Source organism: Sulfurimonas sp. (assembly GCF_023229025.1).
Lineage (GTDB): Bacteria > Campylobacterota > Campylobacteria > Campylobacterales > Sulfurimonadaceae > Sulfurimonas.
The window spans coordinates 36980-57222 of sequence record NZ_JALOAA010000006.1 but is presented as its reverse complement, the minus strand read 5'-3'; the positions used below and the strand labels follow the sequence as shown (position 1 = coordinate 57222).

The 20243-nt window shown below is 37.1% G+C and carries 18 protein-coding genes, 2 tRNA genes and 1 other RNA gene; 11 read left to right on the top strand and 10 right to left on the bottom strand.

Annotated features, from left to right (window positions below; all coding sequences use genetic code 11):
* Window positions 1–56: 56 nt before the first annotated feature.
* Complete coding sequence (locus tag M0Q20_RS02750) at window positions 57–3605, top strand: bifunctional proline dehydrogenase/L-glutamate gamma-semialdehyde dehydrogenase (RefSeq protein ID WP_295058617.1); 3549 nt, start codon at window positions 57–59, stop codon at window positions 3603–3605.
* Here M0Q20_RS02750 and M0Q20_RS02745 read toward each other — a convergent pair.
* The 5 genes from M0Q20_RS02745 to M0Q20_RS02725 form a co-directional block, all read right to left on the bottom strand.
* On the bottom strand, window positions 3589–3933 hold the full coding sequence (locus M0Q20_RS02745) for a translation initiation factor (RefSeq protein ID WP_295058616.1): 345 nt from the start codon (window positions 3931–3933) through the stop codon (window positions 3589–3591). The two genes, M0Q20_RS02750 and M0Q20_RS02745, sit on opposite strands and share 17 nt — an antisense overlap.
* Window positions 3930–4766, bottom strand: a complete 837-nt coding sequence (locus M0Q20_RS02740; protein ID WP_295058614.1) for a DUF5718 family protein — start codon at window positions 4764–4766, stop codon at window positions 3930–3932. Before M0Q20_RS02740 ends, M0Q20_RS02745 begins: the two co-directional genes overlap by 4 nt.
* Window positions 4756–6360, bottom strand: a complete 1605-nt coding sequence (locus tag M0Q20_RS02735) for an ABC-F family ATP-binding cassette domain-containing protein (protein ID WP_295058613.1) — start codon at window positions 6358–6360, stop codon at window positions 4756–4758. Before M0Q20_RS02735 ends, M0Q20_RS02740 begins: the two co-directional genes overlap by 11 nt.
* Before the next feature lie 86 nt (window positions 6361–6446).
* The gene (locus M0Q20_RS02730; protein WP_295058611.1) at window positions 6447–6587 is read right to left on the bottom strand and encodes a hypothetical protein; all 141 of its coding nucleotides are present in this window, start codon (window positions 6585–6587) and stop codon (window positions 6447–6449) included.
* A 9-nt stretch (window positions 6588–6596) separates the two neighbouring features.
* A complete protein-coding gene (locus M0Q20_RS02725; RefSeq protein WP_295058609.1) occupies window positions 6597–8093 on the bottom strand; it encodes an FAD-dependent oxidoreductase in 1497 nt (498 codons plus the stop codon).
* Between the two features lie 93 nt (window positions 8094–8186).
* Between M0Q20_RS02725 and M0Q20_RS02720 the strand changes: the two genes are divergently transcribed.
* Window positions 8187–8603: a GNAT family N-acetyltransferase gene (locus M0Q20_RS02720; RefSeq protein ID WP_295058607.1), complete on the top strand. Its 417-nt coding sequence runs from the start codon at window positions 8187–8189 to the stop codon at window positions 8601–8603.
* A 73-nt stretch (window positions 8604–8676) separates the two neighbouring features.
* Here the strand turns inward: M0Q20_RS02720 and M0Q20_RS02715 are convergent, their stop codons facing one another.
* Window positions 8677–8895, bottom strand: a complete 219-nt coding sequence (locus M0Q20_RS02715) for a cold-shock protein (protein ID WP_295058627.1) — start codon at window positions 8893–8895, stop codon at window positions 8677–8679.
* Between the two features lie 223 nt (window positions 8896–9118).
* Here M0Q20_RS02715 and M0Q20_RS02710 point away from each other — a divergent pair, with 223 nt between their 5' ends.
* Together M0Q20_RS02710 and M0Q20_RS02705 are read left to right on the top strand one after the other, a co-directional pair.
* The gene (locus tag M0Q20_RS02710) at window positions 9119–9661 is read left to right on the top strand and encodes a hypothetical protein (RefSeq protein WP_295058606.1); all 543 of its coding nucleotides are present in this window, start codon (window positions 9119–9121) and stop codon (window positions 9659–9661) included.
* Between the two features lie 65 nt (window positions 9662–9726).
* The gene (locus tag M0Q20_RS02705) at window positions 9727–9930 is read left to right on the top strand and encodes an RNA-binding S4 domain-containing protein (RefSeq protein WP_295058604.1); all 204 of its coding nucleotides are present in this window, start codon (window positions 9727–9729) and stop codon (window positions 9928–9930) included.
* A gap of 47 nt (window positions 9931–9977) precedes the next feature.
* Here the strand turns inward: M0Q20_RS02705 and M0Q20_RS02700 are convergent.
* Window positions 9978–10052 (bottom strand) — tRNA-Asn (locus tag M0Q20_RS02700).
* Window positions 10053–10074: 22 nt separating this feature from the next.
* Window positions 10075–10151 (bottom strand) — tRNA-Met (locus M0Q20_RS02695).
* 230 nt (window positions 10152–10381) lie between these two features.
* On the opposite strand from M0Q20_RS02695, the gene groES reads away from it, so the two are divergent.
* Both groES and groL read left to right on the top strand, forming a co-directional pair.
* A complete protein-coding gene (gene groES, locus M0Q20_RS02690; protein WP_295058602.1) occupies window positions 10382–10645 on the top strand; it encodes a co-chaperone GroES in 264 nt (87 codons plus the stop codon).
* A gap of 20 nt (window positions 10646–10665) precedes the next feature.
* A complete protein-coding gene (gene groL, locus M0Q20_RS02685) occupies window positions 10666–12312 on the top strand; it encodes a chaperonin GroEL (protein WP_295058600.1) in 1647 nt (548 codons plus the stop codon).
* A 74-nt stretch (window positions 12313–12386) separates the two neighbouring features.
* Here the strand turns inward: groL and M0Q20_RS02680 are convergent, their stop codons facing one another.
* Window positions 12387–13196: an arylamine N-acetyltransferase gene (locus M0Q20_RS02680; RefSeq protein WP_295058599.1), complete on the bottom strand. Its 810-nt coding sequence runs from the start codon at window positions 13194–13196 to the stop codon at window positions 12387–12389.
* 105 nt (window positions 13197–13301) lie between these two features.
* Here M0Q20_RS02680 and M0Q20_RS02675 point away from each other — a divergent pair, with 105 nt between their 5' ends.
* Window positions 13302–14123, top strand: a complete 822-nt coding sequence (locus M0Q20_RS02675; RefSeq protein WP_295058598.1) for a hypothetical protein — start codon at window positions 13302–13304, stop codon at window positions 14121–14123.
* Between the two features lie 15 nt (window positions 14124–14138).
* Here the strand turns inward: M0Q20_RS02675 and ssrA are convergent.
* Window positions 14139–14514, bottom strand: a transfer-messenger RNA (tmRNA) gene (gene ssrA, locus M0Q20_RS02670).
* A 106-nt stretch (window positions 14515–14620) separates the two neighbouring features.
* Between ssrA and M0Q20_RS02665 the strand changes: the two genes are divergently transcribed.
* The 4 genes from M0Q20_RS02665 to M0Q20_RS02650 are packed head-to-tail and all read left to right on the top strand — an operon-like array spanning window position 14621 to window position 20234.
* On the top strand, window positions 14621–15031 hold the full coding sequence (locus M0Q20_RS02665) for a FixH family protein (RefSeq protein ID WP_295058597.1): 411 nt from the start codon (window positions 14621–14623) through the stop codon (window positions 15029–15031).
* Window positions 15032–15041: 10 nt separating this feature from the next.
* The gene (locus tag M0Q20_RS02660; protein WP_295058596.1) at window positions 15042–16217 is read left to right on the top strand and encodes a TolC family protein; all 1176 of its coding nucleotides are present in this window, start codon (window positions 15042–15044) and stop codon (window positions 16215–16217) included.
* On the top strand, window positions 16214–17179 hold the full coding sequence (locus M0Q20_RS02655; RefSeq protein ID WP_295058594.1) for an efflux RND transporter periplasmic adaptor subunit: 966 nt from the start codon (window positions 16214–16216) through the stop codon (window positions 17177–17179). The genes M0Q20_RS02660 and M0Q20_RS02655 overlap by 4 nt, the downstream gene beginning before the upstream one ends.
* A 4-nt stretch (window positions 17180–17183) precedes the next feature.
* Window positions 17184–20234 (top strand): CusA/CzcA family heavy metal efflux RND transporter, encoded by a 3051-nt coding sequence (locus M0Q20_RS02650; RefSeq protein ID WP_295058626.1) that lies wholly within the window; start codon window positions 17184–17186, stop codon window positions 20232–20234.
* Window positions 20235–20243: the final 9 nt, after the last annotated feature.

Genomic DNA, 20243 nt, shown 5'->3' with positions numbered 1-20243 from the left:
ACCTCTATTTTTTAGATAGGCTAGCAGCAAACTGTATTGAATGGGAAGTTATAATAATGAATATATCCAAAGATAGAAAAGATAGATTACAAGAGGCAAAAAGTATTGCAAAAGAGTGGCAATTATACATAGATGAGCATAGAGATTCGACTGAGCATAAGTTTCATGACACTATGGGAAGAATGTTAAAAGATCCAATAAATAAGATATTTTTAATCGAGCTTTTAGATCAGAGCTTTCGTTCAAACAACCCAAGAAGAGTAGCAGATCAGATAGAGTATATTTTTAAGAAGTATAAAGATGCGAGTTTTTTTAGCACTTTTGAAGAGCTTCTTGTACTCTCATTTCGTAAGGTCGGCATATATATGACAAATATCTCTATTCCGATTTTTATAAAATATTTAAGAAACGATATAAAAAATGTAGTAATCCCTGGAGAAGAGAAGTATCTCATAGAGCATATAAAAAAGAGGAAAAAAGAGGGAACAAGAGTAAATGTAAATATAATCGGCGAGATAGTTTTAGGTGAGATAGAGGCGGATGAGAGAGTAAATAAATATATAAAAACTTTGCAAAATCCGCACATAGACTATATCTCCATAAAGATATCTACAATTTTTTCTCAGATAAATCCTCTAGCTCATGATTGGAGCGTTGAGCATGTTTCAAAGAAGCTTGAAAAAATATATAGTGTAGCAATGCAAAACAGGTTTATCGATGTTGATGGTAGAGAAAAAGATAAGTTTGTAAATCTGGATATGGAAGAGTATAAAGATGTTCATTTAACAATCGATGTATTTAAAAAGACACTCTCATTAGAGCAGTTTAAAGATCTTCATGCGGGAATTGTTCTTCAAGCATATCTTCCCGAAGCTTTTGAGCTGGCGAAAGATTTGGTTATTTGGGCCAAAGAGAGAGTAAAAGATGGTGGTGCACCTATAAAGATTCGTCTGGTCAAAGGTGCAAATCAAGAGATGGAGCTTACCGAGGCAAGCCTTAGGGGATGGGAGTGCGTTACATATAGAAAAAAATCTCAAAGCGATGCAAGCTTTAAGCTGATTATGGATTATCTTTTAGATCCAGATATAGCACCGTATGTGCACCTTGGAGTTGCTTCGCACAATCTTTTTGATCATGCGCTTGGAATGCTTATGGCAAAAGAGAGAGGTGTTGAGGAATTTTATAGTGCAGAGATGCTAGAGGGAATGAGTGAGACGGCTTACAGAGTCTTAAAAAAGGAGGGAGTCGATGTCATACTTTATGCTCCGACTGCAACTAAAAAGACCTTCACAAATGCAATAGCTTATCTTGTTAGAAGATTTGATGAAAATACGGCACAGCAGAACTTTTTACGCCATAGTTTTGGGCTTAAAGTAGGTTCAGAGGCTTGGGATACCCTTATAAAAAGTTATGATGATGCGATAAAAGAGATAGCAGATTTAAGATTAACTCCATATAGAACACAAGATAGAAATATAGAGCCGATAAAGCCTGAGGTTGATTTTGATAGCTATGTTTATAATGGTGAGGCAGATACGGATTTTACTCTTCTTCAAAATAAAAAGTGGGCTGACTCTATTGCAAATAAGTATAAAAATATAGCAAAAGAGGGTGGATACCATGTACAGCCCGTAGTCGCCTCAAAAGAGGTAAAGAGTGGTGATGTTGTAGAGGTGATAGATAAATCGCAATATTATGATGGAATAGTAGTCGGTTCATACATAAAAGCAGGTGCAAAAGAGATGCAAGAAGCCGTGAGGGTAGCAAAAAAAGATCCCGATGGGTGGCGAAAACTAGCTTTAAATGAGCGCCAGAGAATACTTATGGACGCCGCACATGAATTTAGAAAGAGAAGGGGTGACCTTATCGGGATTGCAGCTGCAGAGGTAGGAAAGGTTTTTACAGAAACAGATGTTGAGGTTTCAGAGGCTGTAGATTTTTTAAACTTTTATCCATATAGCGCTAGAAAGATAGAGGAGCTAGAGGGTGTACAAACAGCTCCAAAAGGAGTGGGGCTTGTAGTGAGTCCTTGGAACTTCCCTATAGCGATTCCGGCAGGCGGTGTTGCTGCAGCACTTGCAGCTGGAAACACCGTTATACTAAAGCCTGCATCAGATGCGGTTCTTTGCGCACATATGGTTTGTGAATGTTTTTGGAGTGCGGGTGTGAGTAAAAATACGCTTCAGTTTCTTCCATCAAGCGGAGCTTTAGCAGGAGAAGAGCTTGTTACAAATAGAGATATAGATTTTACAATATTTACAGGAGGCGAGCAGACAGCATACGACATGATAAAACTGCGTCCTGATATTCACCTTAGTGCAGAGACAGGCGGTAAAGATGCGACTATAGTCACATCTATGGCAGATCGTGATCAGGCTGTTAAAAATGTCGTAGCTTCCGCATTTAACAACTCCGGACAGAAGTGCTCTGCAACATCACTGCTTGTTTTAGAAGAGGAGTTGTATAGTGATGAGAGTTTCAAAAAAATGCTTATAGATGCAACGTCTTCTCTTGAGGTAGGCTCGGTTTGGGATTTTAAAAATAGAATCGGAACACTTAGCTCAAAACCTTCGGGTAATTTGGAAAAAGCTTTAAGCTTTTTAGATGAGGGCGAAGAGTGGCTTATAAAACCAAGCTACGCAAACAACGACAACCCTTATATGTTAAAACCCTCCATTAGATGGGGAACAACAGTCGGTGACTTTTGTCATATGAATGAACTTTTTGGACCTGTTCTTAGTGTAATGCGTGCAAAAGATTTAAATGATGCTATCAATATTGTAAACTCGACAGGCTACGGTCTGACATCCGGTATAGAGAGCCTTGATAATAGAGAACAGGAGATTTGGAAAGAGTCTTTAAGAGCAGGGAATCTATATATAAATCGTGGTACAACAGGCGCAATAGTGATAAGACAGCCTTTTGGCGGAATGGGCAAATCTGCAATAGGAAGCGGTAAGAAAGCCGGCGGATTTAACTATGTAACGCAGTTTATGAATATAAGAGCAACAGATACTACAGCGAAATCTAAAATACCGGATGAATTAGAGAGGGCAAAAAGGATAGAAGAGGAGTTTAGTTGCTGGTATGAGGAGGAGTTTAGTAAAGAGCATGACTATTCAAATATAAGAGGCGAGAGCAATGTAATTAGGTACTTGGGTGTCAAATCTGTTTTGCTTAGATGTGAAAATAGTGATTTGCTCCATGAGATATTATCATCAATCTCTGCGGCAAAGATTGCAGGTGCAAAGCTTCACATCTCACTCCCTAAAAAGATAGATAGCGATGAGCTTGCATGGCTTATAAATAACTCTAAAGATATTTTGGAAAAAGAGGATATCTTAGAGCTTCAAAATGAGCAGGAGCTGATAGAGTCGATAAAAAAAGTACAAAGAGTTAGATTTTTAAACCCTTCACATGTAGGTAAAACTATCTATGATGCTATAAAAGATGAAGCAAAACAGATAATAAGTGAGCCTTTTGTCTCTCATGGCAGGGTAGAGCTACTTCACTACTTTATAGAGCAGAGTGTTACAGACTCATATCACAGGTATGGTAATTTAGGAGCTAGAGGGTTAACAGAGGAGGCTAATGCCCCTGCCTAAATTTAAAGCCCTCTTGGACAAGAAGAGCTCTTAGTTTATCTCTGGGCTCTCCTTGAAACTCCATCCAACCATCTTTTATAGTGCCGCCGCAGCCTAGTTTTTTCTTTAGCATTTTTAATATAGCTTCAGAATCACTCTCTTGGAGTTGAAACTCCCCAACAATGGTAACAACCTTGCCGCGCCGCTTCTCTTTTTTAAATAATAAAGAGTGCTTGGATGGTTCTAGTATCTCATTTGCAACTACTGTTTTTCGTGGTGACTCTATTTCTGCCCAGCCATCTTCTATATCTGCACCAATAAAGATGTCAAGCTTCTTTCCTCTGCTCATGATATAACAGTTTGCCTCAAGATGCTTATATCTGCACTGTTTAAAGTGTTGTTTTTTACATTTTGTAAAATCTCTTTATAAGATAAAGTCTTGCTGTTATAAAGTATTACAAAAACTTCATCGCCCTCTTTTAAAAAAGTGTTCTCCCCATAAGAGGTGTATCTTGTCGCACCTATGCTAATTATCGCGTCAGTTGGGTATGCACATGCACTTATGTACTCGCTAAGCGGCTCAAGTGGACCAAAATCCTCTTGAGTATTTATCTGCTTTATCATCCAATCAAGCAGTTTCTCATAAAAGTAGCTATAGCCGCTTAGCTCAACATCCTCTCCATATGCATGAACTTCGCCGTCTCTTTTTAAAAAACTGCAGATGGAGTAGCTGTCCATTATGGAGCCTTCACTAAAGCTCTCTATGGCGATTAAGTTATCACTTATGCCCTTAGAGTCAGCTCCCCAGTTCTTTTTATCACTGATTTTGCTGGCACCTGCAACCCTTATGGAGCAGTCGTTATAGGCTCCAAAATGAGTAGGTGTTATTCTAAAGAGCTTGTTCTCTTTGTACTCAAGTTTACATATAAGAGCAACTTCAGGTTCTGCTTGTATATTGAGGCTCTCGTTTGGATGTTTGATAGTAGAACTAGATAGAGGATATGTGTTTAAGATAGCTTTTGCCTCTTTAACAGGTAGAGGCAGGTAAAAAGGGAACATCCCTTTAGGTGCTGCTTCATCTGCGGTAATCACATCTTTAAAATCTTCAAGCTCACCGGCTTGAGCTAAATGAAGCGCAAAGTTGCCGGCAATCCCAAGTCCTAAAAAATTTTTATATTTCACCTTTTTCCTTAGCCTCTGCAAACTCTTCGTAGCTCCCTTTAAAGTCTACATAGCTGCCATCTTCTCTTAGCTCAATTATGCGATTTGCAAAAGCATCTAAAAGTTCACGGTCATGAGAGACACATATAACATTGCCTTTGAAGTTATAAAGAGCTTCTCCGAGTGCGATGATTGCTTCTAAGTCAAGATGATTTGATGGCTCATCTAAAACTAAGAAGTTTCCGCCCTCAAGCATCATCTTGCTAAGCATCATTCTATGTTTTTCTCCACCTGAGATGCTTACAACTGATTTTTCTTGCTGTTCACCGGAAAAGAGCATTCTCCCCAAACAGTTTCTAATCTCTGCAATATCGCGTTTTGGGTCGAACCCTCTTAGCCAATCATATAGAGTTCCATCGCCTTTGATAATGTCAGCCGTATCTTGTGGAAAGTAGCTGCTCTCAATAGTTGCACCCCAGTGAACCTCTCCACTATTAGGTTTTATCTCTTCCATTATTATCTTTAAAAGAGTTGTTTTACCCACACCGTTTGGACCGATTAGTGCAACTTTTTCATCCGGGTCAAATTTGAGATTGATATTTTTAAGAACTTCGTTATCACCATAAGAGTGGTTTATATCAATCAAATTTAGAGCCTCATCGCCCATAACTCTTTTTGCTTTAAAAACAATACTCGGGTCACGGCGAGATGATGGTTTTATATCTTCTATATTTAATTTTTCAAGTTGCTTCTGTCTTGAGGTAGCCTGTTTTGCTTTTGATGCATTTGCAGAGAAACGGCGAACAAAAGCTTCAAGCTGCTCTTTCTCTTTTTGTTTTTTTGCATTATCAAGCTCTTGCTGTTTAGCCATAACATTTGCAGCAATATACCAATCATCATAGTTGCCTGTAAATTCGCGGATTTTTTGATAATCAACATCAAGAATATTTGTGACAACAGCATTTAGGAAGTGTCTATCATGAGAGATTACTACCATAGTCCCCTCATGACGCTGTAGTTCATCCTCTAGCCAGCTGATTGTTTGGATATCGAGGTTGTTTGTAGGCTCATCTAAGAATAGTACGTCAGGTCTTGGATATAGAACCTGAGCTAGAAGTACTTTGAACTTATCGGCACTATCAAGTGTGCTCATAAGTTCATTATGTTTAGTTGCAGGAATCCCTACATTCTCAAGAATTTTTGCTATGTTTACATCATACTCATAAGTAGGGTCTTCTTCAACACAGATAGTCTCAAGCTCTGCAAGCCGATTGTTTACGGCATCATCTTCAAAGTCTCCTGTTGCGTAGATTTCCTCTTTTTCTTTGATTGCATCATAGAGTCTTTTATTTCCATAAAGAACCGCATCAGCAATAGTGAAATTTTCATAAGCGTATTGATTTTGTTCTAAAACCCCAACCTTATTTGTTTTTGGGATTATAACTTCACCCTCATACTCCTTAATCTGACCGCTTAGTATTTTTAAAAAGGTTGTTTTTCCGGCACCGTTTGCACCGATTAGTCCATATCTTTTGTGACGATCTAGTTTAAGGTTTATATCTTGAAATAGAACTCTATTTCCATAACGCATTATTAAATTTTGTACTGTTACCATTGTTCACTCTCGCTTAGGCAAAAAATCTATCTCTGCCTCTTATTTTTCGCGATTATAGCTGATTGTTGTTTAAAGCTTGATTATTGCTAGTCTGTGGATTTGTCTTTTCCGGCATCAAAAGCATTTGTTATATCGCTAGTAATGCTATCTACACCATCATTGAACTCTTTTGCACTACATCCAGATAGTAACAAAAGAGTGATAACTAAAAGAGATAAAAATTTCATATATTTGCCTTATATTTTACTGTGTGGTTTATCCCAAAAATCAGCATCAGGTTTATTTTGATAAGTATCTTTGAGATACTTCTCTTCTGTTCTTTGAATCTCTGCTCTGATGAGATTTACTATAGCTTTTTGAGATGCAATAGGTTCAGGAAGCACGCAATATTCACCATCTGTAAGCTCATCATTAAATTTTTTTTCATCAAAATTTTTCCCTAGATATTTAACGATATATTTTAAATCTCTCTCTGCATTTCCAAGACAAGATGTCGCACCCGGGGATGGTGTCATGTTAAATATTAAACCCTCTCCCGTATAGATAGAGGCTTCCCCAAGCAGGAGTTTTTGCTCATCTTTGTTTAGAACTTGTGGACGAACACCGCCAAAGCCTTTTGCATATCTAAACTCATCGAGTTTTAGAGAGGGAACAATTTTTCTGGCATCTTTTAAGAATAGATATTTATTTAAGAAAGGGATTTCAAAAAGAAAGTTTCTAAAGATATATCTGCGTATATCGCGCTCTTTTAGAAGTTTCCAAAGAGCAATGGCTATATTTTTATCAAATCTTAAAGTTTTAAAGAAATCTAAGTAAGTTCCTTTTTTGTAACGCTCTAGTTTTGGAAGCATTAAAGCAGTCGGACCAAATCGTGTATTTGAATCTGCTAAGACATCAGGATCACCATGAAGAGCCGCAAAAGGGAGTTTTGGATTTTGGATCATATAGACTTTACCATTTAACATCTTTTCATTAGTAATATAAAAACTCCCCGCTACCGGAAGACATCCGAGGTTTAAGCCAAAGCCCATTTTGTGTGCTAAAAACAGAGAGTGCGCACCTGCATCTACAACTACAAAATCAGCATAGAAGGTATCGTTTTTTGTTTTAACGACATACCCGCGTTTTTTACTCTTTTGAATTTTTTCTACTTTTGTATTTAAAAAAAGCTCTAGTTCTACATCTTTTTCTTTTTTTGCATTTTCTATAAATGAGGTTGAGAGTTTTCCAAAATCAACAGTAGTCCACTGATCTTTAGCGCCTATACCTACTATATCCTCTTTGCGTTCATTGCCATCTTCATCAAATACGACACGAGGTTCAAGCTCTTTTAATCTCTCCTTGTCCCAAACTTCAAGATATGGAAAGAGTTCAGAAAACTCTTCATAACGATGCAGTAGAAACTCAACCTCTTTTTTGCCTACTCCCAGAGCCATTTTTTGATGTGAAAATATTATCTTGTTTTGATAGCGGTGTCCTAAGCAGTACTTCTCAACCATCTTTGCCGTACGTTTTGTAATTGCGGCTTTTTGAAGCGTATAGTTTGTCTCAATATCCCCTACATGTATAGTTTGAGAGTTGCTAGTCCCAGAGGAGTTAAGGGTGGCTATATTTTCATATTTTTCTAAAATAGCTATGGATTTTATATCTGTATATCTTGCTAACTCATATGCTAGTGCCGTTCCTGATATTCCGGCTCCGACAATTATTACTTCAAAATTTTTTGTTGCCATTTTATAAATCACCGTTCATTGTTTGACTCTTTTTTAGTTGTATTGTAGCGAATTTAGTATAATATTTTATAATTTTTTAAGCACGAGGTATATATGCAGATTAGAGAGTTGGACTTAAAAGAGCTACTTAGTGTTTATGATGTTGTATCACAACTTCGAACGGAATTAACTTATGATGAGTTTGAAGATCTTATATATGAGATGAGAAGCATAGAGTATAAAATGATAGGAGTTATGGATGATGAAATATTGATAACTTATGCCGGTGTTGCTATTCAGACAAATCTTTATCACAAAAGGCATCTTTTTGTTTTTGATTTAGTTACAGATAAAAAGTATAGAGGTAGCGGATATGGAAAAATGATACTTGAGTACCTACATGACTATGCAAAGATGGGAATGTGTGAAAATATAGTTCTATCTTCGGGGTTTAAAAGAGAAGGTGCACATAAATTTTATGAGCAAAATGGTTTTGAGAAAAAAAGTTTTGTTTTTTTAAAGAGAGTTTGAGTTAGATTTCTTTAAAGATCTAGATTAGAAGATTTACAGGTCCATCACAAGGATGAAACCTGCAAAGTAAAACCTATAACGGAGTTACGTTCTCAGCTTGAGGACCTTTTTGTCCTTCTCCTAGTTCAAAAGTTACCCTTTGACCTTCAGATAAAGAGACGCGACCTGGACCCGTTCTGTTTACTTGGCGAAAGTGTACAAATACATCTTTACCGCCATTTTCTTGTTGAATAAAACCATAACCTTTTTCTTCATTGAACCATTTAACTGATCCGTCTAGCAATTCTGCCATGTTGGAGTACCTCTTTGGTAAAAATTCACTTCTTTTTGGAAGTGGAGTCAAAATATAGGGGAGTCGTTTGTCTAGCAGAATATACTAATAGATGAACTCACACAAATCTTTCATCAAAAACATTATATCAAAAGTTTTTATTTTTACATACAAATTTTTAAACTTTACACAATAAATGGATTTAGCCGATTTATAATGTGTAAATAATGCAAAGGAGTTTGCAATGCAAATATCTTCAAATAGTCAGGTTTTTGAGCCTGCAAAAAAAAGTATAGAGATTAAACCTCTTTTTACCCAGAAGCTTACAAAAGATGAGGCATCAGAGATTAGAGAACAGATAAGACAAAATGCAAATGCTGTAGCTTTTAATTCGACTGCTATACAAGGTGGTATCTCCAAAGAGGATGACCTTTTTAAAAAACAGCATGAGGAGTTTGGAAATTTTTTAACAAGCATTGGATATGATGGAAAACCGATTGCTCAACTCTCAAAAGAGGAGGCATCAGAGCTTGTAAGCGAAGATGGTTTTTTTGGCATAGATAAGACCTCTACTAGAATAGCTGAGTTTGTCATAAACGGGGCAGGTAATGATGAGAGTAGATTTCGTGCAGGGCGTGAAGGGATGATTCAGGGGTTTAAAGAAGCAGAAGCTATGTGGGGAGGGGAACTTCCGGAAATTTCACAAAAAACTATGGCAAAAGCTATAGAGATGGTTGACAAAGCTATGTATGATCTTGGATTTTCAATAATAGATGAGGGTGTTTAATGCTGATTTTGTGTTGAAATATCAGAGTTGTCTGATACTATTTCACACAAAAAAGGAAAAAGAGCATGAAGTATGAGTTAAAAGATGAGTTCATAGAACTCTACAAGCTTCTAAAAGTTTTGGATTTAGTTGACAGCGGAGCAGAGGCAAAAATGATTATAGCTGATGGACATGTAAAAAGAAACGGTGAGATTGAACTTAGAAAAAGAGCAAAAATTGTTTGTGGAGATACTATAGAGATAGCCGATGTAAAGATAGAGGTTGTTTAAATCGTTGTAATAGATTTGATTTTCGTCGTTAAATATTGATATATAAATGGCTCCGGATACTGGATTCGAACCAGTGACCAAGTGATTAACAGTCACCTACTCTACCGCTGAGCTAATCCGGAATATTTGAAGAGTCTTAAAAAATGGTGTCAAAGGAGAGACTTGAACTCTCGACCTCCGGCTTATGAGACCAGCGCTCTAACCAGCTGAGCTACCCTGACATCTTTTAAGAGGCAGAATTATACTTCTTTAAAACTTTAAATAAGCTAAGAAGTTAAAAAAGCCAATCAAAAAGTACAAAGATAATCCAAAAAGTAAAAAAATAGATTAATATCAAAAACATTGACTATAATTAATAAGAAAAGTTTAGTGTAGTCAACTAAAGATGTTGACTTTGTTACCTTTTTTTTGTAATATTGCGCTCGTAAATCATATTATTTAAGGAGTTTAAATGAATTTTCAACCATTAGGCAAAAGAGTCCTAGTAAAAAGAGTAGAAGAGGCAAATACTACGAGTAGTGGTATTATTATTCCTGATAATGCACAAGAGAAGCCTTCAAAAGGCGAAGTGGTGGCTGTTAGCTCCGAAGTAAGCGAAGTTAAGTGCGGGGACTTAGTCGTTTTTGGAAAGTTTTCCGGTAGTGAAATTTCGCTTGATGGCGAGAAGTTTCTAGTTTTAGAGACTGAAGATATTTTTGGAATCATAAAAAAATAAACTAAGATAAGGAAGACAAAATGGCAAAAGAGATAATTTTTTCAGACAATGCAAGAAATTCGTTAGCTCGCGGTGTTGCAAAACTAACAGATGCGGTAAAAGTGACAATGGGCCCTCGCGGACGTAACGTACTTATACAAAAGAGTTACGGTAACCCTGTAATCACAAAAGATGGAGTTTCAGTTGCAAGAGAGATAGAGCTAAAAGATAAATTGGAAAATATGGGTGCTTCACTTGTAAAGGATGTTGCTTCAAAAACTGCCGATGAGGCGGGAGATGGAACTACAACTGCGACAGTTTTGGCAAATGCAATCTTTTCTGAAGGTCTTAGAAACATTACTGCAGGTGCGAATCCTATCGAAGTTAAACGCGGTATGGACAAGGCTTGCGAAGCGATTTTAGCAAATTTAAAAGCATCTAGTAAAGCAGTAAGCGGTAAAAAAGATATTGCACAAATTGCAACAATCTCTGCTAACTCAGATACAGCAATAGGAGACATGATTGCCGAAGCTATGGAAAAAGTAGGGCAAGATGGTGTTATAACTGTTGAAGAGGCTAAGGGTATAGCTGATGAGCTTGATGTTGTAGAGGGTATGCAGTTTGATCGTGGATATTTAAGCCCATACTTTATTACAAATACTGAGAAGATGACAGCTGAGATTGAAAACCCTTGGATTTTACTTGTTGACAGCAAAATCACTTCATTAAAAGATTTGCTACCTGTTTTAGAGCAGGTTCAAAAGAGTTCACGCCCGCTTCTCATAATTGCAGAAGATGTAGAGGGTGAAGCACTCTCAACTCTGGTTGTAAACAAACTTCGCGGTGTTTTAAATATCTCTGCGGTAAAAGCTCCTGGTTTTGGAGATAGAAGAAAAGCGATGCTTCAAGATATTGCTATCTTAACAGCAGGAACGGTTATCTCTGAAGAGACAGGACACACTCTTAGTGGAGCAACAATGGAACAACTAGGTCAAGCTTCACGTGTTGTAATAGATAAAGACAATACCGTAATAGTAAATGGAGCAGGAGAAGCTAGCAACGTACAAAAAAGAATCTCTGAAATCAAAGTTCAGATAGATGCTACTTCAAGCGAGTACGACAAAGAGAAACTTCAAGAGCGTCTGGCAAAACTAAGCGGCGGTGTTGCGGTCATCAAAGTAGGTGCGGCAAGCGAGACTGAGATGAAAGAGAAAAAGGATAGAGTTGATGATGCACTATCTGCTACAAAAGCTGCTGTTGAAGAGGGCATCGTTATCGGTGGCGGAGCTGCTCTAGTACGCGCTGCTTCAAAAGTAAAACTAGACCTTACTGGCGATCAAAAAATCGGTTGTGAGATAATTCTTCGTGCTATAAAAGCTCCACTAAAGCAGATAGCGACAAATGCGGGTTACGATGCAGGTGTGGTTGTTAATGCTGTTGAGAGCGCTACAAATGAAAACATCGGTTTTAACGCAGCAACAGGCGAGTATGTAGATATGTTTGAAGCGGGCGTTATTGACCCACTTAAAGTGGGACGCGTAGCTCTTACAAACGCTACTTCTATCTCAAGTCTGCTTTTAACAACCGAAGCGGCTATATATGAGTTACCTGAAGAAAAACCTGAAATGCCTGATATGAGTGGCATGGGCGGAATGGGCGGCATGGGTGGAATGCCCGGTATGATGTAGTCACTCTTTGACTATGTTATAAATTTTCTATTAATCGTACCCTAAATAGGGTGCGATTTTTAAACTACGATTCTCTAATCACGAGTCAATTTTTCCACAAAATTTTTGTATAAAAAATCTGCATCATCTTCATTCAAAGAGTAATTAAAGTCTGATTCTAATATATATTTAAATTTATCAACACTATCAATAATCAGTTCCTCTTTTTTATCTTTAGATAGTTTTTGAAAACTATTGTTTCTCAATGAAAGTATCTCATTTTCTTTAATGAGTGACAACACTAAATTATTCACAAAAACTGCCTCCGGATGCTTATGGGAATAAAAATGCCCTACTTCAAAATCAATTTCATTATAGTTTTGAAGATCAAATGAATAAAGGATATAGGGAGCATTTTCAGTTATTATCTGAAGTTCATATGATGAATTATTTATATTTTTTATAATGTATGATTTATCTAAAGTTGCTTTTGTGGGAGTATTGCCAAATTTTATAGGTTTTGATGGGGACATATATCCAAACCCAACATCAATAATGTACTCTTCACCTCTATACTTTAAAAGATTAAAGCGATGTGTCTTAGGGGGAGTAATATCTTTTCTGTTGTTTAGGACTCTACCAAAAATAGATTTAACTTCAAACCCATGTGATTTAAGTGTTTCATACATGATTTTGTTGTGCTCAAAACAGTAACCGCCTGCCTTCTTATCAATGAATCTTTGTAAAATATCAGATAAATCTAATGAGAGCTCTTTTTTAAGTAGTACAGAGATACTACTAAACGCAAATGTACTAATATGACTTTTAATTAACAACTCTATGTCACTAAGAGTTTCTATTTTATTCTCAATACCAATGGATGATAAATATTTTTTACTATTCATACTAAGAATGATAACACATATGTGTTTATGCAATACAACGATGAAGGATATAGAATCATTTTTTATGTGCTACAATTAAGAAAAATATTATTTTAAAGTGAGAGTATGATTTGCAAAGAGTGGAATAAGATAGTTATCGTAATCTTTAGCATTGTAATTATGATACTAGCCTTTACTTTTGCCATAGATATAAAAGCAAAAGAGCTAATAGATGAGTCTTTGGCTCAGGCAATAGTAGTATTTGGTAGCGCAAAAGCTTTAAATGCGGTTATATCGCTCGCTCAGGGAACAGAGGTTAATCTCCCTTTTTTAACGGTAACTATTGGTGAAATATTAGATCCCATTAACGATCTTATTGAGCAGTTTTCTGTTGTAATGCTCGCTAGCATGACTTCTTTGGGTATTCAAAAAATATTGATGGCAATTGTGACAAGCAAACTCTATAATATAATCTTGGCTACTTCTCTAATTATTTTAAATATCTGGCTTTTTTTTAGATTCAAAAAGGATGAGAAGGCAAGGTCTCTGTTCTTTAAGGTAACAATAGTTTTGATTTTTTTGAGATTTGCTATACCGTTTATGGGATTTGTAAATGAACTAGCTTATGATAACTTCGTCAAGCCTCAATATAACATAGAGATACTAAACCAAAATATCATTAAGACAAAAGAAGAGGTAAGTAGAGTAACAAACGAGACCATTGGACAAAAGCAAGAGAGCTCTTTTTTTGATAAAGTAGTTGAAAAATTCGGCTCAGATTATTATGATAAAAAAATAGCGGAGTATCAAAATGCAGCTGATAGTTCTAGTGAATATATTGTTGACCTTATAACCGTATTTATATTTCAGACAATGCTTCTGCCACTTGCCTTTTTATTTGTTTTGTACTACTTTATAAAAGGGATATTTAATATCGGAAAAGATTGATTTATTTGTTGTGATTGGTGGAGCTGTGGAGGATCGAACTCCAGTCCGAAACCACGCTACTCCTAACGTCTACATGTTTAGTAAAGTCGTTAAAGTTTAATCTTGCTTCACACAACTTGCAAAGCTACACAAGACGAGCCTCTTAGGTTCGCTTTACGCTCGAGACAGACGTAAAATATATCTACATAAGGGTTATACTTCAAATCCTAGCTATCTAGAGTCACTAAGTGAAGCAGCCCACCTCTTGCGAGGGGTTGAAACTTATGCTACTGCGTAAGCTGGGCGGTAATTTGTATTGTTTGCGTTTAAGCAAGTTGAGCCGCGTAACGGAAATGCTCAGTCCGACATGCAGTTAGAAGCTACTTGATCCCGTCGAAACCAGGTCAGCCCCATGAGTGTAATTATACCAAACTTTTATATACAGACAGTAAAGAAAATAAACTACACGATTACTACACGCCAAAGAGTATATACTTCAAAAAAAAGGAGTAAGAGTTATGAAAAAGTTTATAGCTTCAATGCTGTTATGTGCAAGCCTCTCTTTTGCAGGCGGATTTATGGATATGGGAATGAGTGGTGACTTACATGTGATGCTCTCAAGTGATAAGGTGCTTAGCCAAGGACAAAACAAAATCAAAGTAGAGATAAAAAAAGGCTCTCATGATGGAGCAAGTGTTGCGGCTAATGATGTTCGTATTAAGTTTTTTATGCCTGAGATGCCCGGAATGCCTTACATGGAGTCTAAAGATATTTGTAAAAAAGTGCAAAATTATTTTGAATGTGATGTAAACTTTGCTATGGATGGAACTTGGCAGTATCAAGTATTTATCAAAGATGAGCAGGGTAAAGATTATAAATACAGAGGCAGTGCTAATCTAGGACAGGCTTCTTCGGCGCATCATCATTAAGGGGATTTGCATGAGGATTTTAACTCTTTTTTTAGCTCCGCTACTATGTTTTGGTGCCGAGTTTAGCGAAGTTTTCCAAAAGGCAGTGCTTAAGTCGCCTCTTTTGCGTGCAAAGCAAGAGAAGATTTTAGCCTCACATGAGGCTATAAGAGGCGAAGCGGTATATAAAAACCCCGTTATCTCAATAGGAGCTAATGATTTACTTTTAAATGAGAACTTTTTAAAAAGAGATGTTGAATCTATGCAGACACTATTTGTAGGAATCTCGCAGGAGTTTGAAACCTTTGGCAAGCTTGAAATTAAAGAGGCAATACTTAGAGCTGATACTCTTATTTTGGAGTATGAGTTAGAAGATTTGAAGCTCGATTTATATAAAAAGATGGCTTTAGCTGTGGAGAAGGTGGCTACATTTTCAACTCTTTTAGACTCTTTGGAGCAAAAAAAGGCAAATCTCGAGATATTGCAAAACTACTATGAGAGTAGCATTGACACTCAAGATGGGTTTAAAAAAAGCGTCTTACTGCAAAAGGATATTTTTTTAGTAGAAGATAGAATTTTAGAGCTTCAAGAGAGTGTGCAAAAGGCTAAAAATGAGTTTAAATATCTGGCAAATCAGGATTTTACTGATGTAAAAAAAGTGCAAATTAGTGAAGAGTTTGCCAAAGAAGAGATAAAAAAATCCCCAAAATATAAGATTTTAGAGTTAAAAAGCAGGCAGTTAGAGATTATTGCAAAGCTTGAGCAGAGAAGCAAATACTCAAACATAACCCTCTCTGCTAGCTACAACTATCGTGAAAAGTTTGATGACTACCTCTCTGTATCAACATCTTTTGCACTCCCGATTTACGGCACGGAAGATGCAAAAGTTAGAAAAACACGCTACCTAAAACAAGAGAGCCTTCAAAACACGCAAAACTATCTGCAAAATAGCATTATGGTTTTTGATAACAATCTTGAAAGAGTAGAGCACTTAAGTAAAAGAGTCCAAAATCTTGATGCTATTATAAAGAGGTATAGGGAGCTGCGAGAGTATGAAAATGCAAATATCAAAAACAGCATTACGCTTGAAAAAAATATAGAAAATGAGAATCTACTGCTTGATTTAGAGATAGAGAGACTAAAATATAAACTAGAGATAAAAACTGCTCTCTTGGAGCTTTTTTATATCACGAAAGAGAGTATATGATGAAAACGCTACTTTTAATTCTTTTGATATCTACTTTAGCGCACTCAAAAACATTTGAGCAGGCTTTTAATGTTGAGATTATTAAGCCTAAAATGCAGATGCAAAAAATAACTAAAAGCTACTATGCAACAACCGCTTATGATGAGCAAAAAATCTATGAGGTTGTATTGCGATTTGATGGAAATATTGAGAATCTTGAGGCAAATGAGCTCTATAAGAGCGTTAAAAAGGGGCAGAGACTCTTTGATATCTACTCCAAAGAGATATATACCTTAAAAAAAGAGCTTGAGAGTACAAAAAATCTCCAAACGCTAAATGCAACAATTTTGCAGAAGTTAAAGCTCTATGAAGTTGAAGAAAAAGCAATCGCTTCAAAAGATGCGGCTATCCCTTTTTATAGCAAATATAGCGGAAAAATCATCCAAAAAAATATTTATGAAGGCTCTTATGCAAAAGCCGGCACAACACTCTTGCGTATCGTAGATGACTCCTTGATGTGGGTTGTTGCCAAGGTGTATCAAAAGGATATAGAGTTTGTATATAAGGGCATGAACGCACTTATAGATGTGGAGGGTTTAAGCGAGCCTATCGCTGCAAAAGTAGATAAAATTTATCCAAAAATGAACAAAGAGAATCTAACCTTTGATGTTAGGATGAGTGTTAAAAATTTTAACTCTAAGATATTTCCGGATATGTTTGCAAAGGTGAGTTTTAGCAAAAAAGTAAGCAAAGCGCTCACACTTCCAAAGGATGCCGTGATAAAAAGAGCAGATAAGTTTTATGTCTTTGTAAAAATCTCTCAAAGTGAGTATGAGCCAAGAGAGGTGGGAGCTAAATATATCGGCGGGTACTACCGGATACTTCACGGTTTAGACGAGAGTAGCGAAGTAGCTCAAAATGCGCTCTTTTTGCTTGATAGCGATGCTATAACAAACGGCTCATATATGAGTGAAGAGTGGTGATGAGATGATTGAGAAGATTATAGGTTATAGTGCTAAAAATATATTTTTAGTTCTTATACTCTGTGCATTATTGACGGGTTTAAGCCTTTATAGTCTTAAAAATATCTCACTCGATGCTCTGCCAGACCTCTCGCCTCCGCAGGTGATTCTTCAAGTCTCTTACTCCGGACAGTCACCTAAAATCATAGAAGAACAGGTCTCTTATCCGCTTATCAGCTCTTTGATGTCGTTGCCAAACATCAAGACTATCAGGGCGATGAGTAGTTTTGAAAACGGACTTATATATATCATCTTTAAAGACGATACCGATATATATGATGCAAGAAGCAGGATACTAGAGCAGCTCTCCTCCATCTTGCCGACTCTGCCATCAAATGCAAAAGTGAGCATGGGTCCCGATGCAACGGGTGTAGGTTGGGCGTATCAATATATACTAAAATCAGACAAACTTAATCTTGCCGAGCTTAGGGATTATCAGGATTTTTACTTAAAGTATGGACTACTAGGAGTTGATGGTGTCAGCGAAGTTGCGGCTGTAGGTGGGTTTGTAAAGAACTACCAACTGCTTGTAGATCAAGATAAGATGGTTAAGTATAACATCGGAATCAATGAAATAACAAAAGCTCTAAAAAATAACAATCAAGATATGGGCGGCGGTGTAATTTCACAAAACGGCTATGAAAACATCGTTCAAGCCCGCGGATACGCCACAAGTATTGCAGATATAGAAAATATAACACTCAAGTTAAACGGTGTAGTTCCTCTCAAGCTTAGCGATATAGGAGAACTCTCTTTGGTGCCACAGCCAAGACGCGGAGTTGCCGAGTTTAATGGAGAGGGCGAAGTAGTCGGCGGTATAGTCTTAGTGCGTTACAAAGAGAACACCTATGAGGTGATTAAAAAGATAAAAGCCAAGATAGAGTCCCTAAAGAGCGCAGATGTAGAGATTGTTACTGCTTATGACAGAAGCAAACTAATCGATAGAGCTATAAACACACTTAAAAATACGCTAATCGAAGAGTCGATTATCGTCATTATCATTATTGCTCTGTTTCTCTTTCATTTTAGGAGTGCTTTGGTTGTAGTCATTGTTCTACCGCTAACTGTTTTACTTAGTTTTTGGCTTATGAGCTTTTTTAACATAGGCTCAAATATTATGAGTTTAGGAGGAATTGCCATCGCAATAGGCGCTATGGTGGATGCTTCCATCATCATGATAGAAAATGCCCATAAACATCTAAGCAGAAGTGACGGTTCAAAAAGCAGAGTTGAGATAATAATTGGCTCCTCACAACAGGTTGGGCGTCCTATCTTCTTTGCTCTTATCCTTATCGTTGTCTCCTTTTTACCTGTTTTTGCGCTAGAAGGACAAGAAGCAAGGCTCTTCTCCCCACTTGCTTATACAAAAACATTTGCGATGCTAGTGGGTGCTATTTTATCCATTACTTTGGTGCCTGTTTTGATGATACTGCTACTAAAGGGAGAGATAAAAAAAGAGCAAGATAGTGCTATAAACCGCTTTTTTACATTTTTATATACTCCTGTGCTAAAACTATTTTTAAAGTTAAAGTATCTTGTTATTGTTTTAGCTTTGGCTGCCATGGCATATATATACCCTCTTTATAACTCTCAAAAATGGGAGTTTATGCCGCTTTTAAATGAGCAGGACTTTATGTATATGCCTGTTACTCCATACGGACTTAGTGTTGAGCTTGCCAAAGAGTTGACTCAAGAGACAAACAAGATTATAAAAAGTTTTCCCGAAGTTGATACTGTGTTTGGCAAGGCAGGTCGCGCAAATACAGCAACAGACCCCGCTCCTTTAGCCATGATAGAGAGTATCATTACATTTAAGGATGAATCTCTCTGGAGAGAGGGGATGAGTTATGAGAAGTTGATGTATGAGATGAACAAAGCGCTTGAAGTAAAAGGGCTTATCAACTCATGGACATACCCGATACGCGGCAGAATAGATATGCTCTTAACTGGGATTCGCACGCCTTTGGGGATAAAACTTTACGGAGATGACAATAAAAAATTAGAGGAGATATCCTCGCAAATGGAGCAGAGGCTAAAGAGAAGCCCGCTCACACTTAGTGTCTCTGCCGATAAATCAAACAGCGGCTACTTTTTAGATGTTGAGATAAAGCAAGATGCTCTCTCAAGATATGGCCTCTCAAAGCAGGAGATACTAGATACCATCTCCTTTGGAGTAGGCGGGTTGGGTGTGAGCACCTTTATAGATGGACTCAAACGTCACCCTATCTCAATGAGAGTTGCTTCAGATCAAAGAGATGATATAAAGAAGATAAAAGCGCTAAAGGTTAAAACAAAATCAGGATTTTTACCTCTAGAGATGTTTGCAGATATAAAATACACCGAGGGTCCAAGCGTTATAAAGAGCGAAAAAGGGATGAAAGTCTCCTTTGTTTACATCACGCCAAAGAGCGAGGTGAGTGTGGATGAGTATAAAAAAGAAGCAAGAGCTCTTTTAGAAAATATCGAACTCCCAAAGGGTTACTACTATGAGTTTGCAGGGCAAAGCGAGTACTTAGAGTCTGCAAAAGAGAGGCTTAGTTTTATAGTTCCTATGGTGGTTTTTGCTATTTTTATACTTATATATTTTGCGCTAGGAGATGTAAAAAATTCACTTATCGTCTTCTCAACTCTTCCCTTTGCCGTTTTGGGTGGACTACTCTATGTTGACTTTTTAGGATTTAATCTCTCTGTTGCCGTAATTGTCGGCTTTTTAGCACTCCTTGGTGTTGCGGCAGAGACGGCTATAGTGATGGTTATATATCTTGATGAAGCCCTGCAGGAGAAAGATATATCACACAAAGAGGCTATCATGAGAGGTTCGGCTGGACGATTAAGACCAAAACTGATGACCGTTTTTGCAATTCTTGGCGGACTAGTTCCTATCATGTACATAGATGGAGTCGGAAGCGAGGTTATGCAGAGAATCGCAGCACCTATGATAGGCGGCATAGTAACTTCTGCGATTTTAACACTGCTAATTATCCCTGTTTTATACTCTCTAAGAAAAAGAGTGTAAAATACTCAT

Coding starts and splice junctions, on each gene's coding strand:
- M0Q20_RS02750 (WP_295058617.1), top strand. CDS start 57: ATGAATATATCCAAAGATAGAAAAGATAGATTACAAGAGGCAAAAAGT.
- M0Q20_RS02745 (WP_295058616.1), bottom strand. CDS start 3,933: ATGAGCAGAGGAAAGAAGCTTGACATCTTTATTGGTGCAGATATAGAA.
- M0Q20_RS02735 (WP_295058613.1), bottom strand. CDS start 6,360: ATGGTAACAGTACAAAATTTAATAATGCGTTATGGAAATAGAGTTCTA.
- M0Q20_RS02730 (WP_295058611.1), bottom strand. CDS start 6,587: ATGAAATTTTTATCTCTTTTAGTTATCACTCTTTTGTTACTATCTGGA.
- M0Q20_RS02725 (WP_295058609.1), bottom strand. CDS start 8,093: ATGGCAACAAAAAATTTTGAAGTAATAATTGTCGGAGCCGGAATATCA.
- M0Q20_RS02720 (WP_295058607.1), top strand. CDS start 8,187: ATGCAGATTAGAGAGTTGGACTTAAAAGAGCTACTTAGTGTTTATGAT.
- M0Q20_RS02715 (WP_295058627.1), bottom strand. CDS start 8,895: ATGGCAGAATTGCTAGACGGATCAGTTAAATGGTTCAATGAAGAAAAA.
- M0Q20_RS02710 (WP_295058606.1), top strand. CDS start 9,119: ATGCAAATATCTTCAAATAGTCAGGTTTTTGAGCCTGCAAAAAAAAGT.
- M0Q20_RS02705 (WP_295058604.1), top strand. CDS start 9,727: ATGAAGTATGAGTTAAAAGATGAGTTCATAGAACTCTACAAGCTTCTA.
- groES (WP_295058602.1), top strand. CDS start 10,382: ATGAATTTTCAACCATTAGGCAAAAGAGTCCTAGTAAAAAGAGTAGAA.
- groL (WP_295058600.1), top strand. CDS start 10,666: ATGGCAAAAGAGATAATTTTTTCAGACAATGCAAGAAATTCGTTAGCT.
- M0Q20_RS02680 (WP_295058599.1), bottom strand. CDS start 13,196: ATGAATAGTAAAAAATATTTATCATCCATTGGTATTGAGAATAAAATA.
- M0Q20_RS02675 (WP_295058598.1), top strand. CDS start 13,302: ATGATTTGCAAAGAGTGGAATAAGATAGTTATCGTAATCTTTAGCATT.
- M0Q20_RS02665 (WP_295058597.1), top strand. CDS start 14,621: ATGAAAAAGTTTATAGCTTCAATGCTGTTATGTGCAAGCCTCTCTTTT.
- M0Q20_RS02660 (WP_295058596.1), top strand. CDS start 15,042: ATGAGGATTTTAACTCTTTTTTTAGCTCCGCTACTATGTTTTGGTGCC.
- M0Q20_RS02655 (WP_295058594.1), top strand. CDS start 16,214: ATGATGAAAACGCTACTTTTAATTCTTTTGATATCTACTTTAGCGCAC.
- M0Q20_RS02650 (WP_295058626.1), top strand. CDS start 17,184: ATGATTGAGAAGATTATAGGTTATAGTGCTAAAAATATATTTTTAGTT.